At 56.9% G+C, this 21,915-nt stretch carries 19 protein-coding genes and 2 tRNA genes; 11 read left to right on the top strand and 10 right to left on the bottom strand.

All coding sequences use genetic code 11. The features are described 5' to 3' along the window. Nucleotides 1-234, bottom strand: a 234-nt coding sequence (locus tag RSSM_RS14630) for a hypothetical protein (protein ID WP_008680096.1), incomplete at its 3' end; no start/stop codon positions are given. A gap of 1,196 nt (nucleotides 235-1,430) precedes the next feature. On the opposite strand from RSSM_RS14630, the gene RSSM_RS14625 reads away from it, so the two are divergent. From RSSM_RS14625 to RSSM_RS14610, 4 genes are all read left to right on the top strand, one after another. Then, nucleotides 1,431-1,631 (top strand): hypothetical protein, encoded by a 201-nt coding sequence (locus RSSM_RS14625; RefSeq protein WP_044302596.1) that lies wholly within the window; start codon nucleotides 1,431-1,433, stop codon nucleotides 1,629-1,631. Beyond that, on the top strand, nucleotides 1,628-2,152 hold the full coding sequence (locus RSSM_RS14620) for a hypothetical protein (protein ID WP_044302581.1): 525 nt from the start codon (nucleotides 1,628-1,630) through the stop codon (nucleotides 2,150-2,152). The genes RSSM_RS14625 and RSSM_RS14620 overlap by 4 nt, the downstream gene beginning before the upstream one ends. Before the next feature lie 1,069 nt (nucleotides 2,153-3,221). Beyond that, entirely contained in the window at nucleotides 3,222-3,464 is a 243-nt protein-coding gene (locus tag RSSM_RS35450; RefSeq protein ID WP_081613787.1) for a helix-turn-helix domain-containing protein, read from the top strand. A gap of 91 nt (nucleotides 3,465-3,555) precedes the next feature. Continuing rightward, nucleotides 3,556-4,722, top strand: a complete 1,167-nt coding sequence (locus RSSM_RS14610) for a tyrosine-type recombinase/integrase (RefSeq protein WP_008680086.1) — start codon at nucleotides 3,556-3,558, stop codon at nucleotides 4,720-4,722. 135 nt (nucleotides 4,723-4,857) lie between these two features. On the opposite strand, the gene RSSM_RS14605 is transcribed toward RSSM_RS14610, so the two are convergent. From RSSM_RS14605 to RSSM_RS14585, 5 genes are all read right to left on the bottom strand, one after another. Further along, a tRNA-Lys gene (locus RSSM_RS14605) sits at nucleotides 4,858-4,930 on the bottom strand. A gap of 120 nt (nucleotides 4,931-5,050) precedes the next feature. Next, nucleotides 5,051-5,123: transfer RNA gene (locus tag RSSM_RS14600), tRNA-Cys, on the bottom strand. A gap of 236 nt (nucleotides 5,124-5,359) precedes the next feature. After that, nucleotides 5,360-5,683 carry a thioredoxin gene (trxA, locus tag RSSM_RS14595; protein ID WP_008680084.1) on the bottom strand — a complete coding sequence of 108 codons (324 nt, stop codon included), beginning with the start codon at nucleotides 5,681-5,683 and terminating at the stop codon, nucleotides 5,360-5,362. A 147-nt stretch (nucleotides 5,684-5,830) separates the two neighbouring features. After that, nucleotides 5,831-6,511 (bottom strand): NUDIX hydrolase, encoded by a 681-nt coding sequence (locus RSSM_RS14590; RefSeq protein ID WP_008680082.1) that lies wholly within the window; start codon nucleotides 6,509-6,511, stop codon nucleotides 5,831-5,833. A 304-nt stretch (nucleotides 6,512-6,815) separates the two neighbouring features. After that, the gene (locus RSSM_RS14585) at nucleotides 6,816-7,595 is read right to left on the bottom strand and encodes a sugar phosphate isomerase/epimerase family protein (RefSeq protein WP_008680081.1); all 780 of its coding nucleotides are present in this window, start codon (nucleotides 7,593-7,595) and stop codon (nucleotides 6,816-6,818) included. 255 nt (nucleotides 7,596-7,850) lie between these two features. Here RSSM_RS14585 and RSSM_RS14580 point away from each other — a divergent pair, with 255 nt between their 5' ends. The 5 genes from RSSM_RS14580 to RSSM_RS14560 all read left to right on the top strand — a co-directional run bounded on the left by RSSM_RS14580 (nucleotide 7,851) and on the right by RSSM_RS14560 (nucleotide 14,831). Continuing rightward, nucleotides 7,851-9,443, top strand: coding sequence for a glycoside hydrolase family protein (locus RSSM_RS14580; protein WP_008680079.1), 1,593 nt, complete (start codon nucleotides 7,851-7,853; stop codon nucleotides 9,441-9,443). A 188-nt stretch (nucleotides 9,444-9,631) separates the two neighbouring features. Beyond that, entirely contained in the window at nucleotides 9,632-10,357 is a 726-nt protein-coding gene (locus tag RSSM_RS14575; protein ID WP_008680077.1) for a 3-keto-disaccharide hydrolase, read from the top strand. 579 nt (nucleotides 10,358-10,936) lie between these two features. Further along, the gene (locus RSSM_RS14570) at nucleotides 10,937-12,769 is read left to right on the top strand and encodes a UbiD family decarboxylase (protein WP_044302594.1); all 1,833 of its coding nucleotides are present in this window, start codon (nucleotides 10,937-10,939) and stop codon (nucleotides 12,767-12,769) included. Between the two features lie 180 nt (nucleotides 12,770-12,949). Continuing rightward, nucleotides 12,950-13,846 (top strand): phosphatidylserine decarboxylase, encoded by an 897-nt coding sequence (locus tag RSSM_RS14565; protein ID WP_008680073.1) that lies wholly within the window; start codon nucleotides 12,950-12,952, stop codon nucleotides 13,844-13,846. A 256-nt stretch (nucleotides 13,847-14,102) separates the two neighbouring features. Continuing rightward, on the top strand, nucleotides 14,103-14,831 hold the full coding sequence (locus tag RSSM_RS14560) for an esterase/lipase family protein (protein WP_044302593.1): 729 nt from the start codon (nucleotides 14,103-14,105) through the stop codon (nucleotides 14,829-14,831). Here the strand turns inward: RSSM_RS14560 and RSSM_RS14555 are convergent. The 3 genes from RSSM_RS14555 to gcvT form a co-directional block, all read right to left on the bottom strand. Next, entirely contained in the window at nucleotides 14,798-15,658 is an 861-nt protein-coding gene (locus tag RSSM_RS14555) for a lipoate--protein ligase family protein (protein WP_008680068.1), read from the bottom strand. The genes RSSM_RS14560 and RSSM_RS14555 overlap by 34 nt on opposite strands. Nucleotides 15,659-15,762: 104 nt before the next feature. Then, on the bottom strand, nucleotides 15,763-16,155 hold the full coding sequence (gene gcvH / locus RSSM_RS14550; protein WP_008680066.1) for a glycine cleavage system protein GcvH: 393 nt from the start codon (nucleotides 16,153-16,155) through the stop codon (nucleotides 15,763-15,765). A gap of 101 nt (nucleotides 16,156-16,256) precedes the next feature. Next, nucleotides 16,257-17,462 carry a glycine cleavage system aminomethyltransferase GcvT gene (gcvT, locus tag RSSM_RS14545; RefSeq protein ID WP_044302592.1) on the bottom strand — a complete coding sequence of 402 codons (1,206 nt, stop codon included), beginning with the start codon at nucleotides 17,460-17,462 and terminating at the stop codon, nucleotides 16,257-16,259. Between the two features lie 393 nt (nucleotides 17,463-17,855). On the opposite strand from gcvT, the gene RSSM_RS14540 reads away from it, so the two are divergent. Continuing rightward, a complete protein-coding gene (locus RSSM_RS14540; protein ID WP_008680058.1) occupies nucleotides 17,856-18,401 on the top strand; it encodes an ATP-dependent metallopeptidase FtsH/Yme1/Tma family protein in 546 nt (181 codons plus the stop codon). Between the two features lie 3 nt (nucleotides 18,402-18,404). Continuing rightward, nucleotides 18,405-20,567 carry a Tex family protein gene (locus RSSM_RS14535; RefSeq protein ID WP_008680056.1) on the top strand — a complete coding sequence of 721 codons (2,163 nt, stop codon included), beginning with the start codon at nucleotides 18,405-18,407 and terminating at the stop codon, nucleotides 20,565-20,567. Between the two features lie 497 nt (nucleotides 20,568-21,064). Here RSSM_RS14535 and RSSM_RS14530 read toward each other — a convergent pair whose 3' ends face one another. After that, nucleotides 21,065-21,802 (bottom strand): DUF2293 domain-containing protein, encoded by a 738-nt coding sequence (locus RSSM_RS14530; protein WP_008680054.1) that lies wholly within the window; start codon nucleotides 21,800-21,802, stop codon nucleotides 21,065-21,067. Nucleotides 21,803-21,915: the final 113 nt, after the last annotated feature.

The raw sequence follows: 21,915 nt of genomic DNA, 5'->3' as shown, positions 1-21,915 counted from the left end.
CCGAAAGATCTGGCCGCAGGTTTCGTGCAGCAAACCTTGGTTAATCAACTGTTCGATCGATTCCCCGGGTTCGAACGAGGGATTGAGCTGCAACAGTGGCTCAGGCCAGAGCAAACCCTCATCGATCTCACGTCGCACCGCCTCCTCGACCCGCTGATCTCCAATGCGGATGAAGCTACGCGTATATGCCGAGTAGTCACGGATTACGTCACGATGAAGTTCGAATACGTCCATAGACTCGCTGGGTTATTGAATGTCCTTCACTGATCAACGGCTACTTTTGCTCGACCATTTTTGAACATAAGGGAACAAGCATGTGTAAACGGCAACACCTTGCAGGACAGCCTTCTAAACTTCGAACGGAGCCATTCATGCTGCTACCAACATTCCTGTCGTCTCCAGACGTGGCCCAGAGGAGACGACATTCATCCGCGTCGGGTACAAGAGAACACATAGGTAGTCAATCCCAACATCCGGAGGTGGCTAACGTGTTGCCGGACCGAAAGGCTGAATTCATATTTTGTGACCGTCGCGCACTTTGCATGGTTCCCCCCCCTGCACCCTGCAACACCACGGCGAGAAAGACGGCTGAATCAAGCTGCGATAGCCTACAGAACAAAAACGCCACTCAAACCATCCACAGTTCTTTGTCGAAGATATGCCCCTGTCGTTTGAACTCAGACTATGCAATTGCACGTAAATCGCTCACATGGCTTCAAAGTGAAGCGCTAGATCGTATTCCCCCCGGACGCGGCAAGCAAGCAGGGAGGGGTAATCAAACGGCTGAGCAGGCGAGAAATCAAAGATGGCGTCCCCGACCCGCGATCGCAACCTAGCCTCTTCCAAAGAGGATAGAAGAAATCGAATCTTCCAGAGAGCCCGGATTGCCTGGGGCTGATTGGTCGTGACCAGCCAGGAGGGGACTGGTATTCAGGACCGCCTGAAAGACCGTACGCCCACCACCACGCGTTCAACCACCTCGCATCTAAATTCTGCATCAATCTGCGCTACATATAGGTGAAGGAAGGTTAGCTTCCGTCCGCCAGTGTCCCGGTAGCCGTCGAGGTCGCCTCCGTATTTGGATGCGCACTGCACTTCAAACTATTCAACGCGACGTCTGCATGGCGGCCCCGAAAACGGGGACACGGACACTTCTATTACAAGCGATCAACGTCTCTCGTTGATGTCGCGGAGACCATGATTCAGAAGGAGGAATCTATGTCAAACCGATCACGGCATGCTGGCCGATTCGGTTCTCAGAACCAGAACGGTGCGTTGCCTCACCGTCTCAATCCGCTGCCGCCCTGGTGGCGGTGGTATCAGGCAAAGAATGGCCCGCTGAAAGTCGGCCGACGGGAACTGCGTCGGCAGCGGTCGGAACTCAAGGGCAGGACTGCCCGAAGCGTGGATCGGCAGCACGGGGTGCGGCGATGACGCGGCACCCCAACGCGAAGGACGGAAGTGTCCGTCAGCACAATCCACAGGAAGACGCCGCGTCACCTTCGGACCCGTTCGATGAGTTAATCGAACTGATTGCGAGACTCGCCGCCCGAAGTCGACTGCGGGAAACCAAAGAAGCACTTACCCACGAAGACACTCAACAACCAAACCACCCATCGGAGAAACCATGACTCACTGTTTTTACTCACCCCTGCTGGGTGAAATGATCTGCGACGCGGAGCCGTCTGCATCGTCGCACCAACGTGTCGGGGCAGCCGACCAAATTCAGGCTCTTGCGGACAAGCTCGACGGGCTCTGCAACCGGGTCGCGGACCAAGTCGACGCGGCAGACCGTGCGATCGAAGCGGCCGACCGAGCGATCCGCCGAGCACACCAACTCGGATTGTGCCACCATCAATTCGCCATCGGGTCGATTGCAATCCGGCGGCTCTACGGGCCGGACGGTCCATCCGAGTGCCTCGAACTCACGCAAGCCGCCGTGACGACCGGATTCGGGTGTGTTGCGGTTACCTGGTCGTCGGACGACTACCAGGAATGGCAAGAGGCGGGCGAGCCGCACGACGGGGTATCCAAGCGATGCGCGCCGCTTCGTGATTGCAGCCCCACGGTGCGAGTTGCGTTGCTCAGCCACATCCCCGACCTGCTTCGGACGCTGCTGCGAGGAGTCGAGCGAAGTCTCACTTCCGAGTAACCGGACGTAAATCGCCCCTCGAAGCCGGCACACCGGGCTTCGCAATCAGGGGCGGCTATTTACTCCCCAATACATGCGAGTCGCGGACGACGAAGACGCTGGGCTTCATCCTTCGCACTCGCGGGCCGCCCCCGCAAAAAACTTTTGCGATTCCCCATTTTCCGCCAAAACACGTGTTTGGCGGACTGTCTTTCTAGCTTAGGTTTGCCCTTTGCGCAATCGAAACGGGCGGAAACGCCGGGAAACAGAGGAAAACTGACGGAAGGCATACCGATGGGAAACAGTAAGTGGAAGGCGGTCACCAGCAAATCGGATCTCCAGCACCGCGAAGCGAGGGCACGTAGCCGAGCCGCACGAAATGACCTTGATTGCTGGATAGCGATGTTCCGAATTGGATCGCTAGTCATCTGCGGCGAGGAAGACTGCAAACGACAGGTTTCATACGTGAGACGAATGATCGTGGCAACGTGCCAGAACGACCATCTTGCTTCAGGTCGTGAGCTAGAGGACGTGGCATCATTCGTTCGCTCCGAGAGTACTTACAGCAGATACTCACTAGAGGTTTGCAACCGGATCGTAAATGCCCTGCTGGAAGCAGCTGAATATGAAAAAGACCCGATGCTTAGCTGCCCATGGGCGAAGTGCCTAGAGGAGATCGGCTCGAACCCCCGTCTTCTCGCACTGGGGCAATTCCTTTGGAAGAAGAACCCCAAAGGGTTATCAGAATGGACGATTGATCTGGACAAGCTGAAGCAACAGGTGTGGGGTGACGAGGTAACGCCGACTAGCACTGTAAGGTCGCTAGTCTCCGATTTCCGAAAGCATCTCGAAGCGCACAACGTGCCGCTAACCATCTCCGTCCACGACACTCGCGACAAACGAAGGGTACGCTGCACACTTCCTAAAGACTTCAAATTCGACCTGTCCTGATAGCGGACAAGAATCGGACAAGGCACCTCTAAATTTCCTTTCGAACCGGGTCACGCGGTCGCTGCTTGCGTCGCGGAGGCTCAGCACGTGCACCGCGAACACACGATGCGCTTTCGTATCTCTTCATGAAATTTGGAAAATGCCAAACTCTTTACCAAACGTGCCACCACGTCGAAATCGCCTTGCGGCTGTACCCGCAGCGGTAGGAACCACCACATCAGTACCGCCCCTAGCCTATTCCATTGTGGAAGCAGCACAGGCCATGCGAGTCTCTGAATCAACCGTCAAGCGAATGATCAAGCGTGGCGAACTCAGAAGTGTTCAGGCAGGCAGACGACGCCTCGTTCCGATACAAGCCGTCGAGGATCTGCTCGCAAAATAACCACGTCGCCAAGGGACCCGAGCAGGCATTTCACATGCCCGCTTAAGCCACCTGCGGCTTTCATCCATCACACACATTGGAAGGTAAAATCATGACGAAACCCGAGAGCTACCAAGCTCACGGCAAAACCGTTTACAAGTTCCGGATCAAACGACCCGACAACGGAAGGCGGACGACGATCCGCTTGCACGATGCGACGAAGAAGTACGCCAACGATACTGGCGATCAATTGGACATCTTGATTCAGGCGAATAAGTTCCAGACCGACCTCCCACCGCGAACGATGAAGTGGTTGTCTGAAGTCCCGGAACGGTTTTACGAACGCCTGGTAGGTGCGGGTCTTATCGAACCCCGTACCGAGAAAAGCAGTACACGACTCAACGATTTCCTCGAGGGATACATCAACCTGAAATCCGCAGGTGGCTCCTTCAAGGGTGAGTGGTCGGAGTCAACGACCATCAAGCGTAACCAAAGCGCCAAAGATCTCGTTGCGTACTTCGGCAAGGACACGGACCTACGCGATGTGTCGGTGCAGGACGCGCAAAAGTGGAAGAATTGGCTACTCGACGAGAAGTCGCGAAACCTATCACCGGCGAGCACCTCGAAGAAAATCAAGGACGCTCGCCAGATTTTCGAGCACGCGATCGACCTCGATCTCATCCCCAAGAATCCCTTTGCCAAGGTCAAACTACCTCCGCAAGACAACCCTGATCGAATGCGGTATGTCCCGGTGGAGGATGTGAACGCAGTACTCGCAGTCATCACCGACCCTGAGTTCCGATTGGCAATCGCCCTGGCGCGGTACGCCGGATTCAGAACCCCCTCGGAGGTACAACAACTGCGATGGTGCGATCTCGATTGGAAGAACAAGACCATGCTCTTGCATTCCCCAAAGCTCAAACGAGACTCGACGGGTGGCCGGCGATCATGTCCGATCTTCGACGACATCGTCCCACACCTCCAAGCGCTGCCCCACGCGAGCGACACTCAGTTACCTGTGATGCCAGCCGTAGCTACGGTGCGGAACACGAACCTACGCACACAGTTCTGTCGCTACATCAAGAAGGCGGGGCTGACGCCCTGGCCAAGACTATTCCACAACCTGAGGGCGAGTGCCCTGACCGACCTCGTCGAAAAACACTCGCTTCCCAGCGTCTGCAAGTGGTTGGGAACGAGCCCCAAAGTCGCGATGAAGCACTACTTCATGCTGCGAGGGCGGGAACTCTTGGGTCCGGACGGGCGAGGGGAACAACCATGATTGTTCGGACCCTACGGTACAAACCCGGTCCCAATTCCGGTCCATTCAGCAGCATGCTAAGGGGGTCACAGCGGGTCAGCCGGATTCAGAAACCCCATAAAACACGTGGTTCGCCGTGTTTTATGGGGAAAGGAGTACCCCCACTAGGACTCGAACCTAGGACCCAATGATTAAGAGTCATTTGCTCTACCAACTGAGCTATAGGGGCGGTTGTGGCTGTGCCACTGATCGGGTTCGCTGCGGACCGGACCGATGTGGATGGTCGCGGCGAATTTCCGATTTTGCGATGGGTGTTCCGATCCGTCAAGCGGATGGAACGATCGCAAAGAGGCGACGGTGGGATTCGAACCCACGAATAAAGGATTTGCAATCCTTCGCCTTAGCCACTTGGCCACGTCGCCTTCCTGATTCGTTGGCCCTATCTTCACCACCGTTTGACTCTGATCGCGGGTCACCCCGAGGCAGAGAAACGCTTTCGATGAGGACGTTTGGGCCAACGACAAACTTTGCAGAAATTGGTCCGTTTAGGAAGACCGGGTTACCCCGTTTTTTTCCTTTCTGGTCTCAATCTCGTTGATAACCGTCTATTCGACACTTTCCTGCCAAAGCTTGAACTCGCCGCAGGAAATTTTTTCGATCAAACGGACGAGATCGCTTGCTGGAGTGCAGCCTTGGGACGGATGCCCACGAAACTCTCGGAGACTTCGCCGTCTTTGAACAGCAACAACGTTGGGATGCTGTTGATGCCGAACTTCTGCGCGACACCGGGGTTCTCGTCGATGTTGACTTTTCCGATCGAGACACCAGGGTTTTCGTCGGCCAACTCGTCAATCATCGGCGCGATTTGGCGGCAAGGGCCGCACCACGGTGCCCAGAAATCGACGAGGACTGCCGAATCGCTGCTGAGGACTTCGGAGTCGAAATTTGCATCGGTGAATTCTTTGACGGCTTCTGACGCCATGATGGGATCCTGTGAATTGAGTGAGGAGGTTGAATTGTCCAGTGATGTCAAACGTGGCTACCGGGCAAATCGTTCTCACAGAAACGATCCCCGATCGAGGCTCCCGACGATCACGTCGTATGGTTACGGAGTCTCTGAAGACACAATTTACCGTCTGAATGTTCGCACACCAGAGGCGTCCGCCTGCGACGCCGCGTCGCCCGGCCAAGATGGCAGGATGGCGTCGCGTCCTGAGCGGGCTCGATGAGGCAGCAAACACTGGGCCAACTGGTCGAGGATCACCGCGGTGGCTCCCCAAATCCGCAGCGAATCGTATTCAAATGCGGGTGCCGCGAATCGAATATGGGCGACTTCCCGTTCGGGGTTTGCGGCGGCGTGGACAGTCCTGCGGTGCCACATCGGTCGAATCCGCGACTGAGCGAGCACGCCATCGAGAGGCAACGCGATGACTTCATCGACCTCGCCCGGATCGGGCTTCCATTCTTCGTCGGGTTTGTGCAGCACACAGACCACCGGCGTCACAACATTGTCGCTGGCGTAGACAAACTGCAGCGGCAAATTCCCGCAAACGCGGTAGACCGCAGCGGGCAAGCCGAGCTCCTCTTCGAATTCACGCAGCGCGGCTTCCCGAGGGCTCTCGCCGGGTTCGATGCGGCCTCCAGGAAAGCAGATTTGCCCGCCATGATGACGCAGCGCGTGAGGGCGCCGGGTCAGCGGGATCGTCCATCCTCGATCGGGATCGAGATACAGCCCCACGGCAACAGCGGCTCGTCGTGACTTCAGTTTCGCCGGTCCGCGATGCCGCCCATAAGCGAGCTGGGGCGTCATGTTCCACTGGAGCGGTTCCCGAGAAACAGATTTCCCGGAACCAGTTTTCTCTGTGTCAGTCTTCCCCGCTGCAGTTTTCTCAGGGCCAATTTTCCCTGAACCAGTCTTCCCTGAACCAATCTTCCTCGGGCCAGAGTCCCGGACGCTCGCCAATCTCTCGGTAAGCGTTTGGGCCATTTGCAGAAGCGGCCGGTCGGTGTTGCCGGGCGAAGCGGGCCGCGGTGTGACAACACGACCAGCACGTACCGGTTCGCCGGTGATTGGGTGTTGGTTCGGCGGGGGCGTGTTCAGATTCACCGTCGTGTTAGATCAAAGACTCGAGCAGTCGACGCAGTTTGCGAAGTTCGACGCGGTGGTCGTGACCTTCCATCGGAGTCATGTCGACCGTCAACGCTCGATTATACTTCTCGCGTTCGAGCTGGGTGACAATCTTTCCGTAGTCGATCTCGCCTTGCCCGACGCTGACTTGGAATTTGTCCTTGCCGGTGTCGCGCAGTTGGACGTTGGTGACGTACTTGAGGAGTTGGTCGAACCCTTTGCCGACCGCCATCGCTTTGGCAACGGCAGGGTTTTCGGCCGAGGCGATCAACGCGACGCTGGGGTCGAGCGAGATTCCCAACCCGTCGATGTTGTTGCACAGCACGAGCAGCGTATCGGGGTCTTCGCTGAGACATCCGAGCATGCACCGCACACTTAGCCGCACGCCTTCACCTTCGGCGATCGCGACGAGTTTTTTCAGGTGCTCGACTTCCTCGTTAAACGGGGTTCCTTTTTCGGCGGACGGCACGGAAATGTTGACCACTTTGGTGGCCTTGGCGATCCGGCACATCATGTGGAACTGTTCGTAGTGCTCATCCCCGGTGCTCGCCAGTTCGAGCCGATAGCCGCTGATGTCCATCCGGTGGGTGTACCGCAGGAGCTGAATCGCACGATCCTCGTCGACCAAAATTTCGCTGGGTTTGGCAGGGCCGACGGATTCCTGGACGGCGATTTCGACTGCGGTGAAGTCGAGATCCTGAAGCAGCTCGATCGCAGCCTGAAGTTCCAGATCGGGCCAACATAGAGTCGAGGCGGCAACAAACACGCGGTGAGTCCTTTCGAGTGAGCGAGCAGTAAACAGCAAGCAGTAAAACAGGGTGGCGGGGCTCGACCTAAATTGCCCAGCCCGGAGGCTTTCACTCTACAGTGACCCTGCCTCGCAAGTCCAGCCGAGTCGGTGGAATCTGAATCGGTGCCGTGCCCGAGGCCCCGCGAACGCCATGGGGGGGTCGCCCGCGGGACTATTATTTTGGCGTTAATCTATTGTTTTGCTTCCTTGGTGCGATGATTCGGACTGAACATGTTCACGGAAATTGACGGCAGTCGAAAAGCGATCGGTGATGTCGACGTCCTCTACCACGACGGGCTCTACCATCTCTTTCATCTCGTCCTGCCGAATCACGATTTCATCGCCCACGCGGTCAGTACCGATGCGTTGAATTGGCGACGGGTCAACAACGCGTTGTTCATCGGCGATCCAGGGAGTTGGGACGACCTGATGCTGTGGACGATGCATGTCTCGCCGGATCCTCACCAACCGGGACGGTGGCGAATGTTCTACACGGGACTGTCACGACGCGACCAAGGCAACTACCAACGGATCGGGATGGCGGTCAGTGACGATTTAATGCACTGGACAAAATCCCCGGTTCACTGGGTTGATCGTCGCGGAGCCAACGACCCCGAGCGGGTGAAAGAGGCGTTGAAGTTGAGCCGGTCTCTGGTCACGCCGAGCGAGGACGCTCCGTTGGATGAAAACAGTTGCTTTCCGCTCGAGCCCGATCCGCAGTACTACGAGGCGTCACTGGAAGAAGGCCGCCACTGGATCAGCTTTCGAGACCCATACTTCTATCACGATGGAGAGAACGGATGGTTGATGGCATCGGCGAGAGTCAATCACGGCCCGATCGTCCGCCGCGGGTGCGTTGCGTTGATGAAGGAAGTCGAACCGAATCACTTCCAAGCGATGCCGCCGCTGCATCACCCTCGTTTGTATGACGACATCGAAGTGCCGAACTTGATTCGTTTCGAAGACGATCATTATCTGATCGGCAGCATTCGCGAAGACGCCAAGATCCGATACTGGCATACCGATCACATCCGTGAGCGATGGCAGAGTTATCACGACAACGTGTTGCTCGCCCAGGGGAACTACGCAGGACGAGTTTGCCGTGACGAACAAGGTTGGCTGCTATGGAATTTCTATTCCATGTCATCGACGGACCGTGTTTCCAACAACATCATGCCACCTCCGAAACGACTTTGCCGCGACGACGACGGGTTACTGCGCGCGGTCAGTTTTGAAGGGATCGATGAGTACATTATCGACTCGATTGATGCCGAGTGTGTTCACGGTTTAATCGAAGACCTCGACGACGCGGGAGAGCGATGCATTTGCGGCGACGGCAAACTGGAGATCGCGTGCGAGAGTGGGTTCCAAGCGTTTGTCTTTGACGGCGTGATGGAGTGCTTTCGTTTTTCGGCGAACCTCTGTCTTCAAGGGCTCGGTAAGTGCGGGTTGGTGTTCCGAGTCGATCCGGAGACGCGCGACGGTTACTACTTGTCGCTCGATCTCTACAAAGGCGTCGCGCAGCTTCGCGGTTGGGGCACCAACGGAGAGAGCAGCGGCGAGCACATGATGCAGTTTGATGCGTTGCAGTCGGGATTCTGGCACGGCAAGGCTCGCGGGGAAGCACACGTTTCGCTGACCGCGTTCGGCAGCTATATCGAGTTGTCGATCGACGGACGCGTGGTCCTGTCGCTCGCCGACCATCGTTTTTCATCGGGACACCTGGGTGTCTACCTCGAAACCGCGGTGCTGTGCCTGTCGGATATCGACATTGTTCGTTTGCGATCGCCGAGCCAAACGGACGAACATCTGACCAGTGGATGACTCGAGCGGTACCGTTTTTTCGGCCCCACAAGCGGGCTAGTAAGCTGGGCGATGGTGACTACGATACGTCTGCGCCGCACGAGAGCTATCTCGCCGATCGCTCTTCCAAAGTGCATAGATCGCGGTGCCTTCCGATCGCACCGTCCTCCCCCATTCCGTCCCACCTTCTGAGTTCGCTGGAGTCGTCGATGATTCGTGAAACCTCTATAGCCGCCTTGTTGATTTTGTGCTGCGTCGCACCGAGTTCGGCGGAAACGCCCGCGTCCACCGAGTCGCAACTGAAACCCATCTTCAACGGTGAAAACCTCGACGGGTGGAGCGGTGACCCGCGATTGTGGTCGGTTCGCGATGGAGTCATCCATGGCGAGACAACGCCCGAGAAATCGACCAAAGGCAACACGTTTCTGATTTGGCAAGACGGCAACACAGCCGACTTCGAACTCGAACTTTCGTTCCGCTGCAACGCAACGAACAACTCGGGCATTCAGTATCGATCCGAAGTAATCGAATCGCCCAAAGCTCGCAACGAGTGGAGCCTGAAGGGTTACCAACATGAAGTCCGCAACGAAGAAGACTTCCCGAACATCGCCGGATTCATCTATGGCGAACAACTCGGTCGCGGCCGTGTTTGCCTGGTCGGTGAAAAAGCGGTGCAAGAAGGCGACGAAAAGAAAGTTCTCGAAACGCTGATCACGCCGGAAGAGTTCAAAGAGTTGTTCCGCCTGGACGATTGGAACGATGTCCGAATTGTCGCCAAGGGTCGTCACATTCAACACTACCTCAACGGTCGGTTGATCCTTGATTTTACCGACTCGCCAGAGAAGGCTCGTCTCGACGGAGTCCTCGGACTGCAACTGCACGCCGGCAAACCGATGTGGGCTGAGTTCAAAGACATTCGCTTCCGCTCGCTGTAGCGTGAGAGCGTCGCCGGGCAACCGAACTGACGTGGGCAAATGCGGGCGCGATGTTTTTGCGTTGGAATTGTAGGCCGGACCAAACGTAGCGTTGTTCCGGCATTCTCCCGATCGACTTCGGCAAGTAGTTTATGCCAGCTCACTTTTCCGGTAGTGGATCTTGTTCAAGATCCTGCTCCATGAGGATCTTTAACAAGATCCACTACCGGCCTGCCCGCAGCCCAGCACCGTAGGCCGGACCAAGCGTAGCGATGTTCCGGCATTCTCCCGATTGCCGGATGGGCGTCGCAAAGCCTCCTTCATCCGGCCTACTTAAGAACTCATTAGCCGATCGGCGTTGGCTAGTAGTTTATGCCAGCTCAATTATCCGGTAGTGGATCTTGAACAAGATCCACTACGGACTGCCCGCAGCCCAGGTTGCGTCGGAAAACCGATTGGTTTTCGGAGAGGTCCTGAGCCAGCAAGACTCGACCAATCGGAGACGGAGGCAAGAACGATTCGGGAGGATGGTTCTCAATCGTTGACGGCCGGATATGATCTCTTCGGAATGAATTGCCTCGATCTTCGAAAGCCGGCGAGTTGAAACACCGTAGTACACGAGAAGTTGTCGAAGACCTCCGTCGCGGCCAACGTTTGATCGAAGTCACCGATGAAGTCGACCCCCACCTGGAGATCGCCGAAATCCAGCGGCGAGTTTACGCAAACGGCGGCCCGGGGTTGCTGTTTTCGAACGTCCGTGGATGCCGTTTCCCGATGGCGTCGAACCTGTTCGCGTCACTCGAACAGGCCCGTTATCTGTTTCGCGATACGCTCGATGCGGTTCGCCGTTTGATCGAAATCAAGATCGATCCTTCGGCACTCCCCAAACGTCCGATGCGATACGCGGGTGTGCCGTTGACGGCAATGAAGATGCTGCCGCGTCATGTCCGTCGCGGGGCAGTGAAAGCCAACCAATGCGGATTGGCCGAGCTTCCGCAACTGAAGTGTTGGCCCGACGACGGGGGCGCGTTCGTGACGTTACCCCAAGTGCTCAGCGCCGATCCGTTGGCCCCGACGAACTTGATGCGTGTGAATCTCGGCATGTACCGGGTCCAACTCTCGGGCAACGAATACGATCCCGATTCGCAGGTCGGGCTACACTACCAAATTCACCGCGGTATCGGTGTGCATCATCGCGCCGCGATGGACCGGGGCGAAAAGCTCAACGTCTCCATCACCGTCGGCGGGTCGCCCGCGATGAGCCTCGCGGCCGTGATGCCACTCCCGGAAGGCCTAACGGAACTAACGTTCGCCGGCGCGTTAGCGGGACGTCGGACACGCATGATTCGAGGCAACCACGCACCGGTGTATGCCGATGCGGACTTTGCCATCGTCGGCACGATCGACCCAACAGCCACGATGCCCGAGGGCCCCTTCGGCGACCACCTCGGCTACTATTCGCTCAAACACCCGTTCCCATTCATGCAGGTGGAGAAGGTTTGGCATCGTGATGATGCGATTTGGCCGTTCACCGTGGTCGGACGCCCACCTCAAGAGGACACCACGTTTGGTCAACTCATTCACGAATTGACGGATCCGATCATCCCGAGCGTGATACCGGGCGTGAAAGCCGTGCATGCGGTTGATGCGTCAGGGGTACACCCATTATTGTTGGCGATCGGCAGCGAACGATACATGCCGTACCTTAACGCGGCCGAACCGCAAGAGTTACTCACTCAGGCAAACGCGATCCTCGGGAACGGGCAATTATCGCTCGCGAAGTATCTTTGGATCACCGACGACCCGAATGACGATCTAACGATTCACGACGTTGCCGGTTTCCTTCGGCACATGCTCGAACGGGTGGATTGGCGTCGTGACTTGCACTTCCACACAAGGACGACGATCGACACGCTGGATTACTCGGGCACGGGTTTGAACCAGGGATCGAAAGTCGTGATCGCGGCCCGTGGTCCCGCGCGCCGTGAATTGCCGAGCGAAGTACCGCCAGAACTACAACTTCCCGACGGATACGGCGACGCTCGAGTGGTGATGCCGGGAGTGCTGGCGATCTCAGCCTCCAAACATGAAACCGACACCGGTCGCGGGCAGATCGAGAAACTCGCCGAGACGTTGTCGCATCAGGAAACAGCAAAAACGTTCCCGCTGATCACGATATGCGACGACGCCGAGTTCGCATCGGCGAGCCGAAACAATTGGCTGTGGCTGACGTTCACACGCAGCAACCCGGCGATCGACATTGCGGGCGTGGATGAGTTTGTCGCGGACAAGCATTGGGGATGCCGCGGCCCACTGTTGATCGATGCTCGGGTGAAATCTCACCACGCACCTCCGTTGATCGAAGACCGCGAGACCACCGCAAAAGTCGACGCTCGGGCGGCACGCGGCGGAGCGTTGGCCGCGTATTTGTAGGAGACTGCGTTTCGCGAAGCCTGGCGTTTCCCACAGGCTGGTGTTTCACGTAGCCTGGTGTATCCCGAAGCCTAGTGTTCCACATAGCCTGGCGACTTCGATGCAGACTGTTGCCTTCTTGTTGAGTCTGCGACAATGTCGGTTCTGCCCCAATCTGCATTCCTGTGAACCGCATACGACATGGATGAAATCCGCTACTTCGACCGATACTCCCAAACAGTCTGCACGGAAAAGGTGTACGGCGACGAAGCGCTGCGTTGGACGTACGGGACGGTGGCGGGAAAGATCTCGTTGAACGCGTTGGTCAAACGAGCCGCGTTTTCCCATTGGTACGGATGGCGGATGGATCAACCGTCAACCCGAAAGAAAATTGCTCCTTTCATCAAAGAGTATGAACTCGATGCGACCGAGTTCGCGTGCGACGTCGACGACTTCGCGAACTTCAATGAGTTCTTTTACCGCAAACTTAAACCGGAAGCTCGACCGATTGACGCGTCGCCCCATTCGGTTGTCTTTCCTGCGGACGGACGTCACATGTGTGTCCCCAATCTATCTGAATGCAACGGGTTGTTTGTGAAAGGGGAGATGTTCGACTTAAGTTCCCTATTGAGCAGTCCAGAGTGGACCCGTCGTTACGCGAGCGGCAGTTTGTTGTTGTCGCGTCTGTGCCCGGTCGACTACCACCGGTTCCACTTTCCGGCGGCAGGGACTCCGGGGGCGTCGCGACTGATCAACGGACCGCTGTATTCGGTCAACCCGATCGCTCTTTGTCAAAACATTCAAATTTTGGCAACGAACAAACGATGCATCACCGAGCTAGAAACCGAAGCCTTTGGTCGCATTCTTCTGCTCGAAATCGGTGCGACATGTGTAGGCAGCATTTGCCAGACCTATACCGAAGGAAATGCCGTTGCCAAAGGCGCCGAGAAAGGCTATTTCCGATTCGGTGGCTCATCGACAATGACGATCTTCGAACCCGGCCGGATTCGATTCGATGACGACTTGATTGAGAACTCGCGTCAACATCGTGAGCTCTACGCTCGCGTTGGCGACCGGATGGGCGAACTGACAAACTAGCAGTGCGTCATTACTTCATCTCAGAGTACCGAGACTCGCCAAGAGTTTCGGGAGGGCCGGTGAATCACCGACATTCTTGGCGACTTTCGCGACGGCCTTGACCCCTCTTTCTTGATCGTGACGCACCACTAGGTGTCAATCCGCCCCTGAGCATCCAATCCGCCTTGAGCATCCAGCGGAATTGCCGGCAATGCGTCCCGATGGAGATGCCCGAGATTTGTCAAAGTATTCCGTTTGGCGTGACGATAACGACTGCATGGCTACGTTCATATCCAACGTGGGTGCGAGCATCGGCGTGCGTCGAAACGTTTCTGATGAAATCGTATTAACCATCCCGGGATTTCTCGCCGGGCGTGGCTCTCTGCAACGCGCGAATGAATCCATTCGCTCGGCCGGCTATCAATGCCGGCAGTGGGATTATGCGAGCTTGTGCGGATCGCTGAGCAAGCACGCCGGTCGGCTCAGCCGGGACCTTCGCGAACTCGCCGAATGCGGCTCGATCTCGCGGATCCATTTCGTGGCGCACAGCATGGGTGCCATCATTGCGAGAGCAGCAATCCACGCCTCAGGTCTGGAATCGCGTTTCTTTCGAAAATGCGGCAACCTGGTCATGTTGGCACCGCCAAATGAAGGCTCGAAATTGACCCGCATTCCGCTCGGGCCGTTCGCTCCGTGGTTCCCACAACTGCGTGAACTGTCCGAGTCGTCGGATAGCTTCGTTCGCCAACTTCCAACGTTGCGGTACATGCCCGTCGGAGTGATCGCAGCCCAACGCGACTTTGTCGTCGAGCCTGCGGCCACGCACTTACCCGGCGAGCGTGCCCACGCGACGCTCCCGACCACGCACCAAGCGTTGATTTCGGATCCGGAAGCGATCGAAATGTCGATCCGCTTCTTGAGCACGGCTAGTTTCGACGTCGCCCCCGCAACGCTGCCGTTTCCACGCCCGGTTCAGCGTCGACCGGTCCATTCGGCGGCGGCGTAGCGACTCGCTCGAATCTGCTCCGCAGCATCTTGCTCGGCATCGGTAATTTCGCCTGCCTGCCACTGCATCCCCATCACCTCGCCGACTTTTGCGGCAATCAATTCGGCAATCGCACGAGGCGGCATCGCTGCGCCCGAAAGTTCGAGAACGCCTGGCAAAGACGGGGCGTGCGGAGACACTCGCAGCAATAAACTGCCGTGCTGCAGTACGCCACCACGGACTCGGCGTTGTGCGCTGCCTAAAATCTTGTAGCCGCCACAGATCAAATCCTCATCGGTGCGGCGTTCGAAACACAAGAAAGGCTCGTTGCCAGCAGAGCGAAGTCCCGCACGGGTACTGCGATCGTCAGGCTCCTGTTTTTCGGCGGCCTCGGGGGCGCTATCGGCCGGTTCCACCAAACTTGCAGTCTCGCGAAACGCGGCAGAGGCAACACCGCATTTTGCCAACGACTCAACGACGCTCCGGTGCACTCCTTGGTACACACATTCGCGAGCGCCCGGCCCGGTGTCACTGAGTGGAAGCGACAGCGAATACGTGAGTTCGAAATGATGGAGAATCGCGCCGCCACCGGTCGAACGTCGAACAATGTCGACATATTTTCGATCCGCGTCCTGCCCTGACCATACTTCGGCGTCGGCCAGCGTTTGGAAGTACCCCAAAGAAAGCGTCGGTCGAGACCATCCATAGAACCGCAGGGTTGGTGCGACGTCATGCTTCGCAACGGATTGCACGATCGCTTCATCGATGGCCATATTGGACGCGGCATCGTGCAGGGCGAACGGCAACAAGCGACCTTGAGAAGGAAGGTTGTTGTCTTGTCGTGTCACGCGTCCACTCTCGTTTCGAGGGTGACGCAACAACCAAAGTCAAACACTCGACCGGAGACGATAGAACCGGCCGAGCTTGATGATTCAAAAGTCAACAACGTGCTTTAGCCCGCCTCGGAGCATTGTTTCTCGTAAGCGGCATGGTCCATCAAGGAATCCGGCAGATCGCCATCGAGTTTCACCTTGATGATCCAACCGAAATCGTAAGGATCCTCGTTCAGACTTTCGAGTTTGTCTGGCAACTCCGAGTGAACCTCAACGACTTCGCCCGACACCGGACTGTAGAGCGGGCTGACGGCTTTGACAGATTCGACTTCCCCGAATTCGTCACCAACCTTCAGAGTTCGACCTACTTCCGGCAGGTCCATGTAGACCAAGTCGTTTAGGGCTTCGAGCGCAAATTTGGAAATGCCGATCGTTGCGATCCCGTCCTCTTGGGTGGCATCGACCCATTCGTGAGTCTCGGCGAATCGCAGTTTGGTGGTGTCGCGTGACATGGCTTCTCTCTCGAGGGGAACAAGACAAAAATTAAACTCGGCGCGCCGCGTATTCTACCCCAGATGTATCGCAGCGATGAGGCGTTGGTCAAAAATGAAAATCAGGAAGCGGGACGCCGATAAAACGGCAACTTGGTCGGCTTCGCCGGTGTGGTTCGTCCGCGGATATCGATCTGGAATTCGGTATCCTTTGCGTGCGCGGCATCCACGTATGCCATTGCGATCGGCACACCCAGTGTCGGTGACGGGCCGCCACTGGTGACGACGCCTATCTTCGTACCGTTGGAATCGAGCACGTCGCAACCTTCCCGCGCCGGTCTCTTTCCTTCGGGGAACAAACCGATTCGAACGCGCGACGGCCCGGTTTTCTTAATCTCTCGCAGAGCTTCATCGCCGATAAAGTTTCGGTCGGCCAACTTCACCGAAAAGTTGAGTCCGGCGGTGATCGGGTCAACCGATTCGTCGAGTTCATGACCGTACAACGGCATGCCTGCTTCCATTCGCAAGGTGTCCCGTGCCCCGAGACCGGCAGCGGTAAATCCGGCTTCCCGGCCAGCCAACAGAATGTTCTCCCAAATTCTCGTCGCTTCTTCGGCACGCACGATCAACTCGACACCGTCTTCGCCAGTATATCCGGTGCGACTCACGATGACCGGTTTGGCGAACTGATCGGTGATCCGGGCCTGGTAGTTTTTCAGTCGAGAGGGATCGAACGAAAACAGTTTCTTGGTGATCTCAATCGCCATCGGCCCTTGAACCGCGATCATAGCGGTCAACTCGGTTCGGTCCGACATTGTCACACTCGGGAAGTCAGCCAAGTGGGGCTCGATCCACTTGAGGATCTTTTGCCGATTGGATGCGTTGACGACCAGCAAATGAAAACGTCGCTCCGACGGCGTTTCGAGGTGCGAAACCAAGACGTCATCGAGCACGCCGCCTTCCGCATTGCAAACCATGCTGTATCGAACTCCGCCGACCGGCAGATCGGCCACACGTCGCGTCAACACGTGATCCAAAAACTTCGCAGCATCATCGCCGTCGAACCGCAAACGGCCCATGTGCGAAACGTCAAACAGTGCGGCACGGTTTCGGCAAGCCTGGTGCTCGGCAACGATCCCGTTTGCCGGTTTGGCGATGTAAGAAGAAGCCTCATCTGGATCGACCGCCGCGTATTGGATCGGCATCTCGTAGCCGGCGAAGGGCACCATCTTCCCGCCCATACGACGATGCCATGCATCGAGCGGGGTCTTCGCGAGGTTTACAGGCGCCGCAGGTTCATGCGACTCGGAAGCGGAAGGATTCGTCATGAGTGGACCCATTTGCGCACACCGGCAACCCGATCATTTGCCATTAGGCGGACACAAGCATCCGACCAACCGTGCAAACCAGGAAAAGGCGGCGAGGAGACATTCGAGATGATAAAGATCTGACGATTGTTCTTTGTCACGCGGCAAGGCAATGCCTGTGACGTCGAACAAGCAACAGGAGTTTACCAACTCAATGCGAGCCAACTACCCCTCGTGCGAAACCGGCGATGCGTGCGATCCAGGACACCGATGTTACATGAACGCAGCAGGGAATCTTCCCGCAACGACAACTCTCTCTCGATGCGTGCTCTCGTAGAAAACCTGCAACAGATACGAAACGAGATCTCCGATGCGTAGCGAAGAACGGATTGATCGGGTTCAATAAACGACACGATGACTCCCCCGAACTCCGATTCCCCTCCGAACGATGAGGCACCTGCCGATGAGGCGGTTGCTCGTCAACAACTGATCGCGACGGCGTACCACGAGGCCGGCCACGCCGTCATGGCGGTATCGCTCGGCAGGACGATCCAAAAAGTCAGCATCGCCCCCGGTAAATCGCGATTCGGAGCCTCTCGGCTCGGACACTGCGAGATCAAGAAAGGCGTCAAAAAAGGATCGCACGACCGACTCGAAGACGACGTGCTGATCTTGCTCGCAGGGATGGTTGCCGAGGCGAAATTGACCGGACAATACTGTCAAAAAGGTGCGGCGCAAGACTTGCGAGACGTCGCAAATCTGCTGTGCACCCGCGCCGCGTCTCCGCGTCAACACGAGACGTTGCAACGCCGCACGCTGTCAAAAACCGAACATCTTCTCAGCGACGACGCGCACGTCGAGGCAATTCGCGAGATAGCTCAGGAACTGCTCGCCAAAACGACCATCAGCGGCCGATTAGTACGACACTATTTTCACCAAGCACAACAACGGAAACGTTAAACCATGGCTTCCCCCAACGCAATCGATCCGAAACTCATCGAGGCCATCGCAAAGGAACTGAATCTTCCGGTCAAGCGAGTCACCGCGGTGGTCGATTTGCTCAAAGAGGGGAACACCATCCCTTTCATCGCACGCTACCGCAAGGAAGCCACCGGGGGTCTTGATGAAATCGCACTCCGAGCCATCGAAGACGGTCTCGAAAAGGCAACCGCGTTGGCTGCACGCAAAGCAACGGTTCTCAAAACGATCGACGAGCAGGACAAACTGACAGATCAACTCCGACGTGAGATTGAAAACTGCACCGACCTGCGATCGCTCGAGGCGATCTATCTTCCCTACAAACCGAAACGTCGTACCCGGGCGACGATCGCTCGAGAACGAGGTCTACAACCGCTCGCGGACATCCTGCTCACGCAAAACAAACTCGGCAAATCCAAACAATCGGTAGTTGCCCCTTTTGTGAGCAATGAGCGTGACGTTCCGGATGCCGAAACCGCAATCGCCGGCGCGATCGACATTATCGCCGAGCAGTGGAGCGAAGACACCGACGTGCGCGAATGGATGGTCGAAAAAGGATCGAAATTCGGAAAGATCACCTCGCACGTGAAACGAGGCAAGAAAGACGAAGCGTCCAAATTTGAACAATACATGGATCGCCAAGAATCGGCCTCTCACATTCCTGGGCACCGGCTGCTCGCCATGCTGCGGGGCGAAGCCGAAGGCGTGCTCAAGGTCGGGCTCGAAATGGAAGAGGATCGCGCGGTCTCGCACGTGAAATCCAAATTCATCAAGAACCCATCGTTCGAATTCAAACGAGAACTCGAAACGGCGGCGGAGGAATGCTTCCATCGCTTGCTGCAACCGGCGACTCAGTCGACGGTATTGCAAATGCTCAAAGAACGGGCGGACGAAGAAGCGATCAGCGTCTTTGGCAAGAACCTCCACGAACTGCTCATGGCCGCGCCCGCGGGACCGCGAACCACCATCGGCATCGACCCCGGTTTTCGTACCGGATGCAAAGTCGCGGTGGTTGACGGCACCGGGAAATTCTTGACCAACACGACGATCTATCCGACACCGCCGAAAAACGACGTGGAATCGGCAAAGAAAAAACTGCTATCGCTGATCGAAAAACACGGCGTCGAACTCATCGCGATCGGCAACGGAACGGCTTCCCGCGAAACCGACGCGTTTGTCGGCTCTCTGATCGCCGAGAATAAACTCGACGTGACCAAAGTCGTGGTGAGTGAATCGGGCGCATCGATTTATTCGGCGAGCGAACTCGCCGGCAAAGAATTCCCTGACCTCGACGTGACCGTCCGCGGCGCGATCAGCATCGCGCGGCGATTGCAGGATCCGCTCGCTGAGTTGGTCAAGACCGATCCCAAGTCGATCGGAGTGGGGCAGTATCAACACGATGTCAATCAAACCCAACTGCGAAAGTGTCTCGACCGTACGGTGGAATCCTGCGTGAACCGTGTCGGCGTCGACCTCAATATGGCGAGTGTCCCCTTGCTGGCGCATGTGGCAGGCATCGGTCCCAAACTCGCCGAAAACATCGTGTTGTACCGGGACGCGAACGGTCGTTTTGAAAGCCGCCTGGAACTCATGAAAGTTCCCAAGCTCGGCAAAAAAGCGTTCGAGCAGGCCGCCGGTTTCTTGCGGATCCGTGGCGGTCGCGAGCCGCTCGACAACTCCGCGGTGCACCCGGAAAGCTATCCGGTTGTGAGCCGGATGGCGAAGGAACTCAGCGCGGACACGAAGACACTCGTTGGCAATTCGACGCTGAGCCAGAAACTCACGGCGGAGAAATTTGTCGACGACCGATTCGGCTTGCCTACGATCCGAGACATCATTTCGGAACTGGCCAAACCGGGACGCGACCCTCGCAGTGAGTTCAAGGTGGCCCACTTTGACTCTTCGGTGAACTCGATGGAGGATCTCTCCATCGGAATGGTGCTCGAAGGCGTCATCACCAACGTCACTCACTTCGGTGCGTTTATCGATCTCGGCGTTCACCAGGATGGCTTGATTCACGTCTCGCAATTGGCGGATCGATTCGTCAGCGACCCGAACGAAATTGTCTCCGTAGGCGACGTCGTGAAAGTCAAGGTGCTCGAGGTGGACCTGGATCGCAAACGGATCGCAGTGACGCGTAAGTTTTAGTGTGTTCTTGAGAAGGACATCACCAGATTTTGGTGGCCTGAATTCTGGCGAGTCCAGCTACGTCAAACCCGACATTGTTTGGGGTATCGAAACTCGCCACGTGTTTCGGCAGGCCCCGTGAATCACCGAATGCATTGCCGGATTGGGATCCCTCGCTAGCCGGTTTGTCGATTTAATCAAGAGTCAACCTGTTTTCGTTTAACCGCAATACCGTTCAATTTTCGTTTAACCCGTGCCCGAAGGGTAGGTTGCGTTCCGTCAAGCGTCGCCTACGGCTACCGGTTAAACGAAAACGCCACAACCCGGTGCTTCATTGAACGGTATTGCGTTTAACCGGCAGCCATCGGCGACGTGCAGTAGCAAGTAGGTCGCCTTTGGCTGCCCGATAAAAGAATAAATCAACAGCCCGTAGCGCAGCGGGCCAGTAAATCAACAGCCCGACGGGAGTTTTGGCAGGCCCGTGAATCGCCGAAAGTCTTGGCGACTTTCGCTACGACCTAATGTGAACGCAGGGCTTTTGCGAGAGGACAGTTTTGCATCGCGTCGCTTTCGCCGCTGCGATACTTCTGCAGCAGCTTTCTTGACTGGGCGGCGAGTTGTCTGCGGACTTCGCGACGTTCGCCTTTGACTCTCGCAATTTTCATGTCGTCGTATGCCGTTGTTTGATGACGCATCCACGCGATCACGGCGGACTCGGCACGACGTTCGATCGGAATCCGCTGCGTCCTCGCGACCGTCCCACTGCCCACAGGCGTGGCGTGCTTCGTCACTGCGACCGCAAACCGCTGCGCGATCGCCGCATACGCCGAATGGAAGTTCAAAAACGTGACGACGGCCGCATGAAAGTCTTCAACATACTCTTCTTGTTTTTCTTCTCGCCGTGCCTTTGCGGCTGCTTTTGCTTTGGCATACTGGGCAGTGCTGCGAGTGGACTCCATCGATGCTTTCGCGGATTGAATCTGCGAGTCGTCAGCCCACAGCCCTTTGGAAAACTCTCGACGCCCCTTTCGCTCCTTCATCGTCCACGTCGGACCTGCCGCTTTGACTCGACGCGTTACCCCGGCATCGCCCGGTGGCAGCAAGGTCCATGATTCGGGCACGCCGACCACATCTCCCGAAGGCAAACGCACGGTACGGTCATTCGGACCGGGAGCGACCACGAGGGTTTGCTGTTGGAGAGGTTGATTGGGATCGGGGTCGGGATGTTTGGTTTTGGAAGAAGTCTTGCGTGGCATCGAGTCCCTGTATCAACCGGAGCGTCCGAATTGAAGATGCAAAAAATAGCGTTGCTGCGGCGCACGCTGTGCGTCGTGGCAACACTGTTTGCGAGAAGGCCCTCAATCTCGGG

The organism is Aporhodopirellula sallentina SM41, from assembly GCF_000346505.1.
Classification (GTDB): Bacteria; Planctomycetota; Planctomycetia; order Pirellulales; family Pirellulaceae; genus Rhodopirellula; species Rhodopirellula sallentina.
This window is presented reverse-complemented; position numbering and strand designations above follow the sequence as displayed.

Excerpts from the sequence above, each read along its gene's own strand:
- RSSM_RS14625 (WP_044302596.1), top strand. The coding sequence starts at position 1,431 with ATGACGCGGCACCCCAACGCGAAGGACGGAAGTGTCCGTCAGCACAAT.
- RSSM_RS14620 (WP_044302581.1), top strand. The coding sequence starts at position 1,628 with ATGACTCACTGTTTTTACTCACCCCTGCTGGGTGAAATGATCTGCGAC.
- RSSM_RS35450 (WP_081613787.1), top strand. The coding sequence starts at position 3,222 with ATGCCAAACTCTTTACCAAACGTGCCACCACGTCGAAATCGCCTTGCG.
- RSSM_RS14610 (WP_008680086.1), top strand. The coding sequence starts at position 3,556 with ATGACGAAACCCGAGAGCTACCAAGCTCACGGCAAAACCGTTTACAAG.
- trxA (WP_008680084.1), bottom strand. The coding sequence starts at position 5,683 with ATGGCGTCAGAAGCCGTCAAAGAATTCACCGATGCAAATTTCGACTCC.
- RSSM_RS14590 (WP_008680082.1), bottom strand. The coding sequence starts at position 6,511 with ATGACGCCCCAGCTCGCTTATGGGCGGCATCGCGGACCGGCGAAACTG.
- RSSM_RS14580 (WP_008680079.1), top strand. The coding sequence starts at position 7,851 with ATGTTCACGGAAATTGACGGCAGTCGAAAAGCGATCGGTGATGTCGAC.
- RSSM_RS14575 (WP_008680077.1), top strand. The coding sequence starts at position 9,632 with ATGATTCGTGAAACCTCTATAGCCGCCTTGTTGATTTTGTGCTGCGTC.
- RSSM_RS14565 (WP_008680073.1), top strand. The coding sequence starts at position 12,950 with ATGGATGAAATCCGCTACTTCGACCGATACTCCCAAACAGTCTGCACG.
- RSSM_RS14560 (WP_044302593.1), top strand. The coding sequence starts at position 14,103 with ATGGCTACGTTCATATCCAACGTGGGTGCGAGCATCGGCGTGCGTCGA.
- gcvH (WP_008680066.1), bottom strand. The coding sequence starts at position 16,155 with ATGTCACGCGACACCACCAAACTGCGATTCGCCGAGACTCACGAATGG.
- gcvT (WP_044302592.1), bottom strand. The coding sequence starts at position 17,462 with ATGACGAATCCTTCCGCTTCCGAGTCGCATGAACCTGCGGCGCCTGTA.
- RSSM_RS14540 (WP_008680058.1), top strand. The coding sequence starts at position 17,856 with ATGACTCCCCCGAACTCCGATTCCCCTCCGAACGATGAGGCACCTGCC.
- RSSM_RS14535 (WP_008680056.1), top strand. The coding sequence starts at position 18,405 with ATGGCTTCCCCCAACGCAATCGATCCGAAACTCATCGAGGCCATCGCA.
- RSSM_RS14530 (WP_008680054.1), bottom strand. The coding sequence starts at position 21,802 with ATGCCACGCAAGACTTCTTCCAAAACCAAACATCCCGACCCCGATCCC.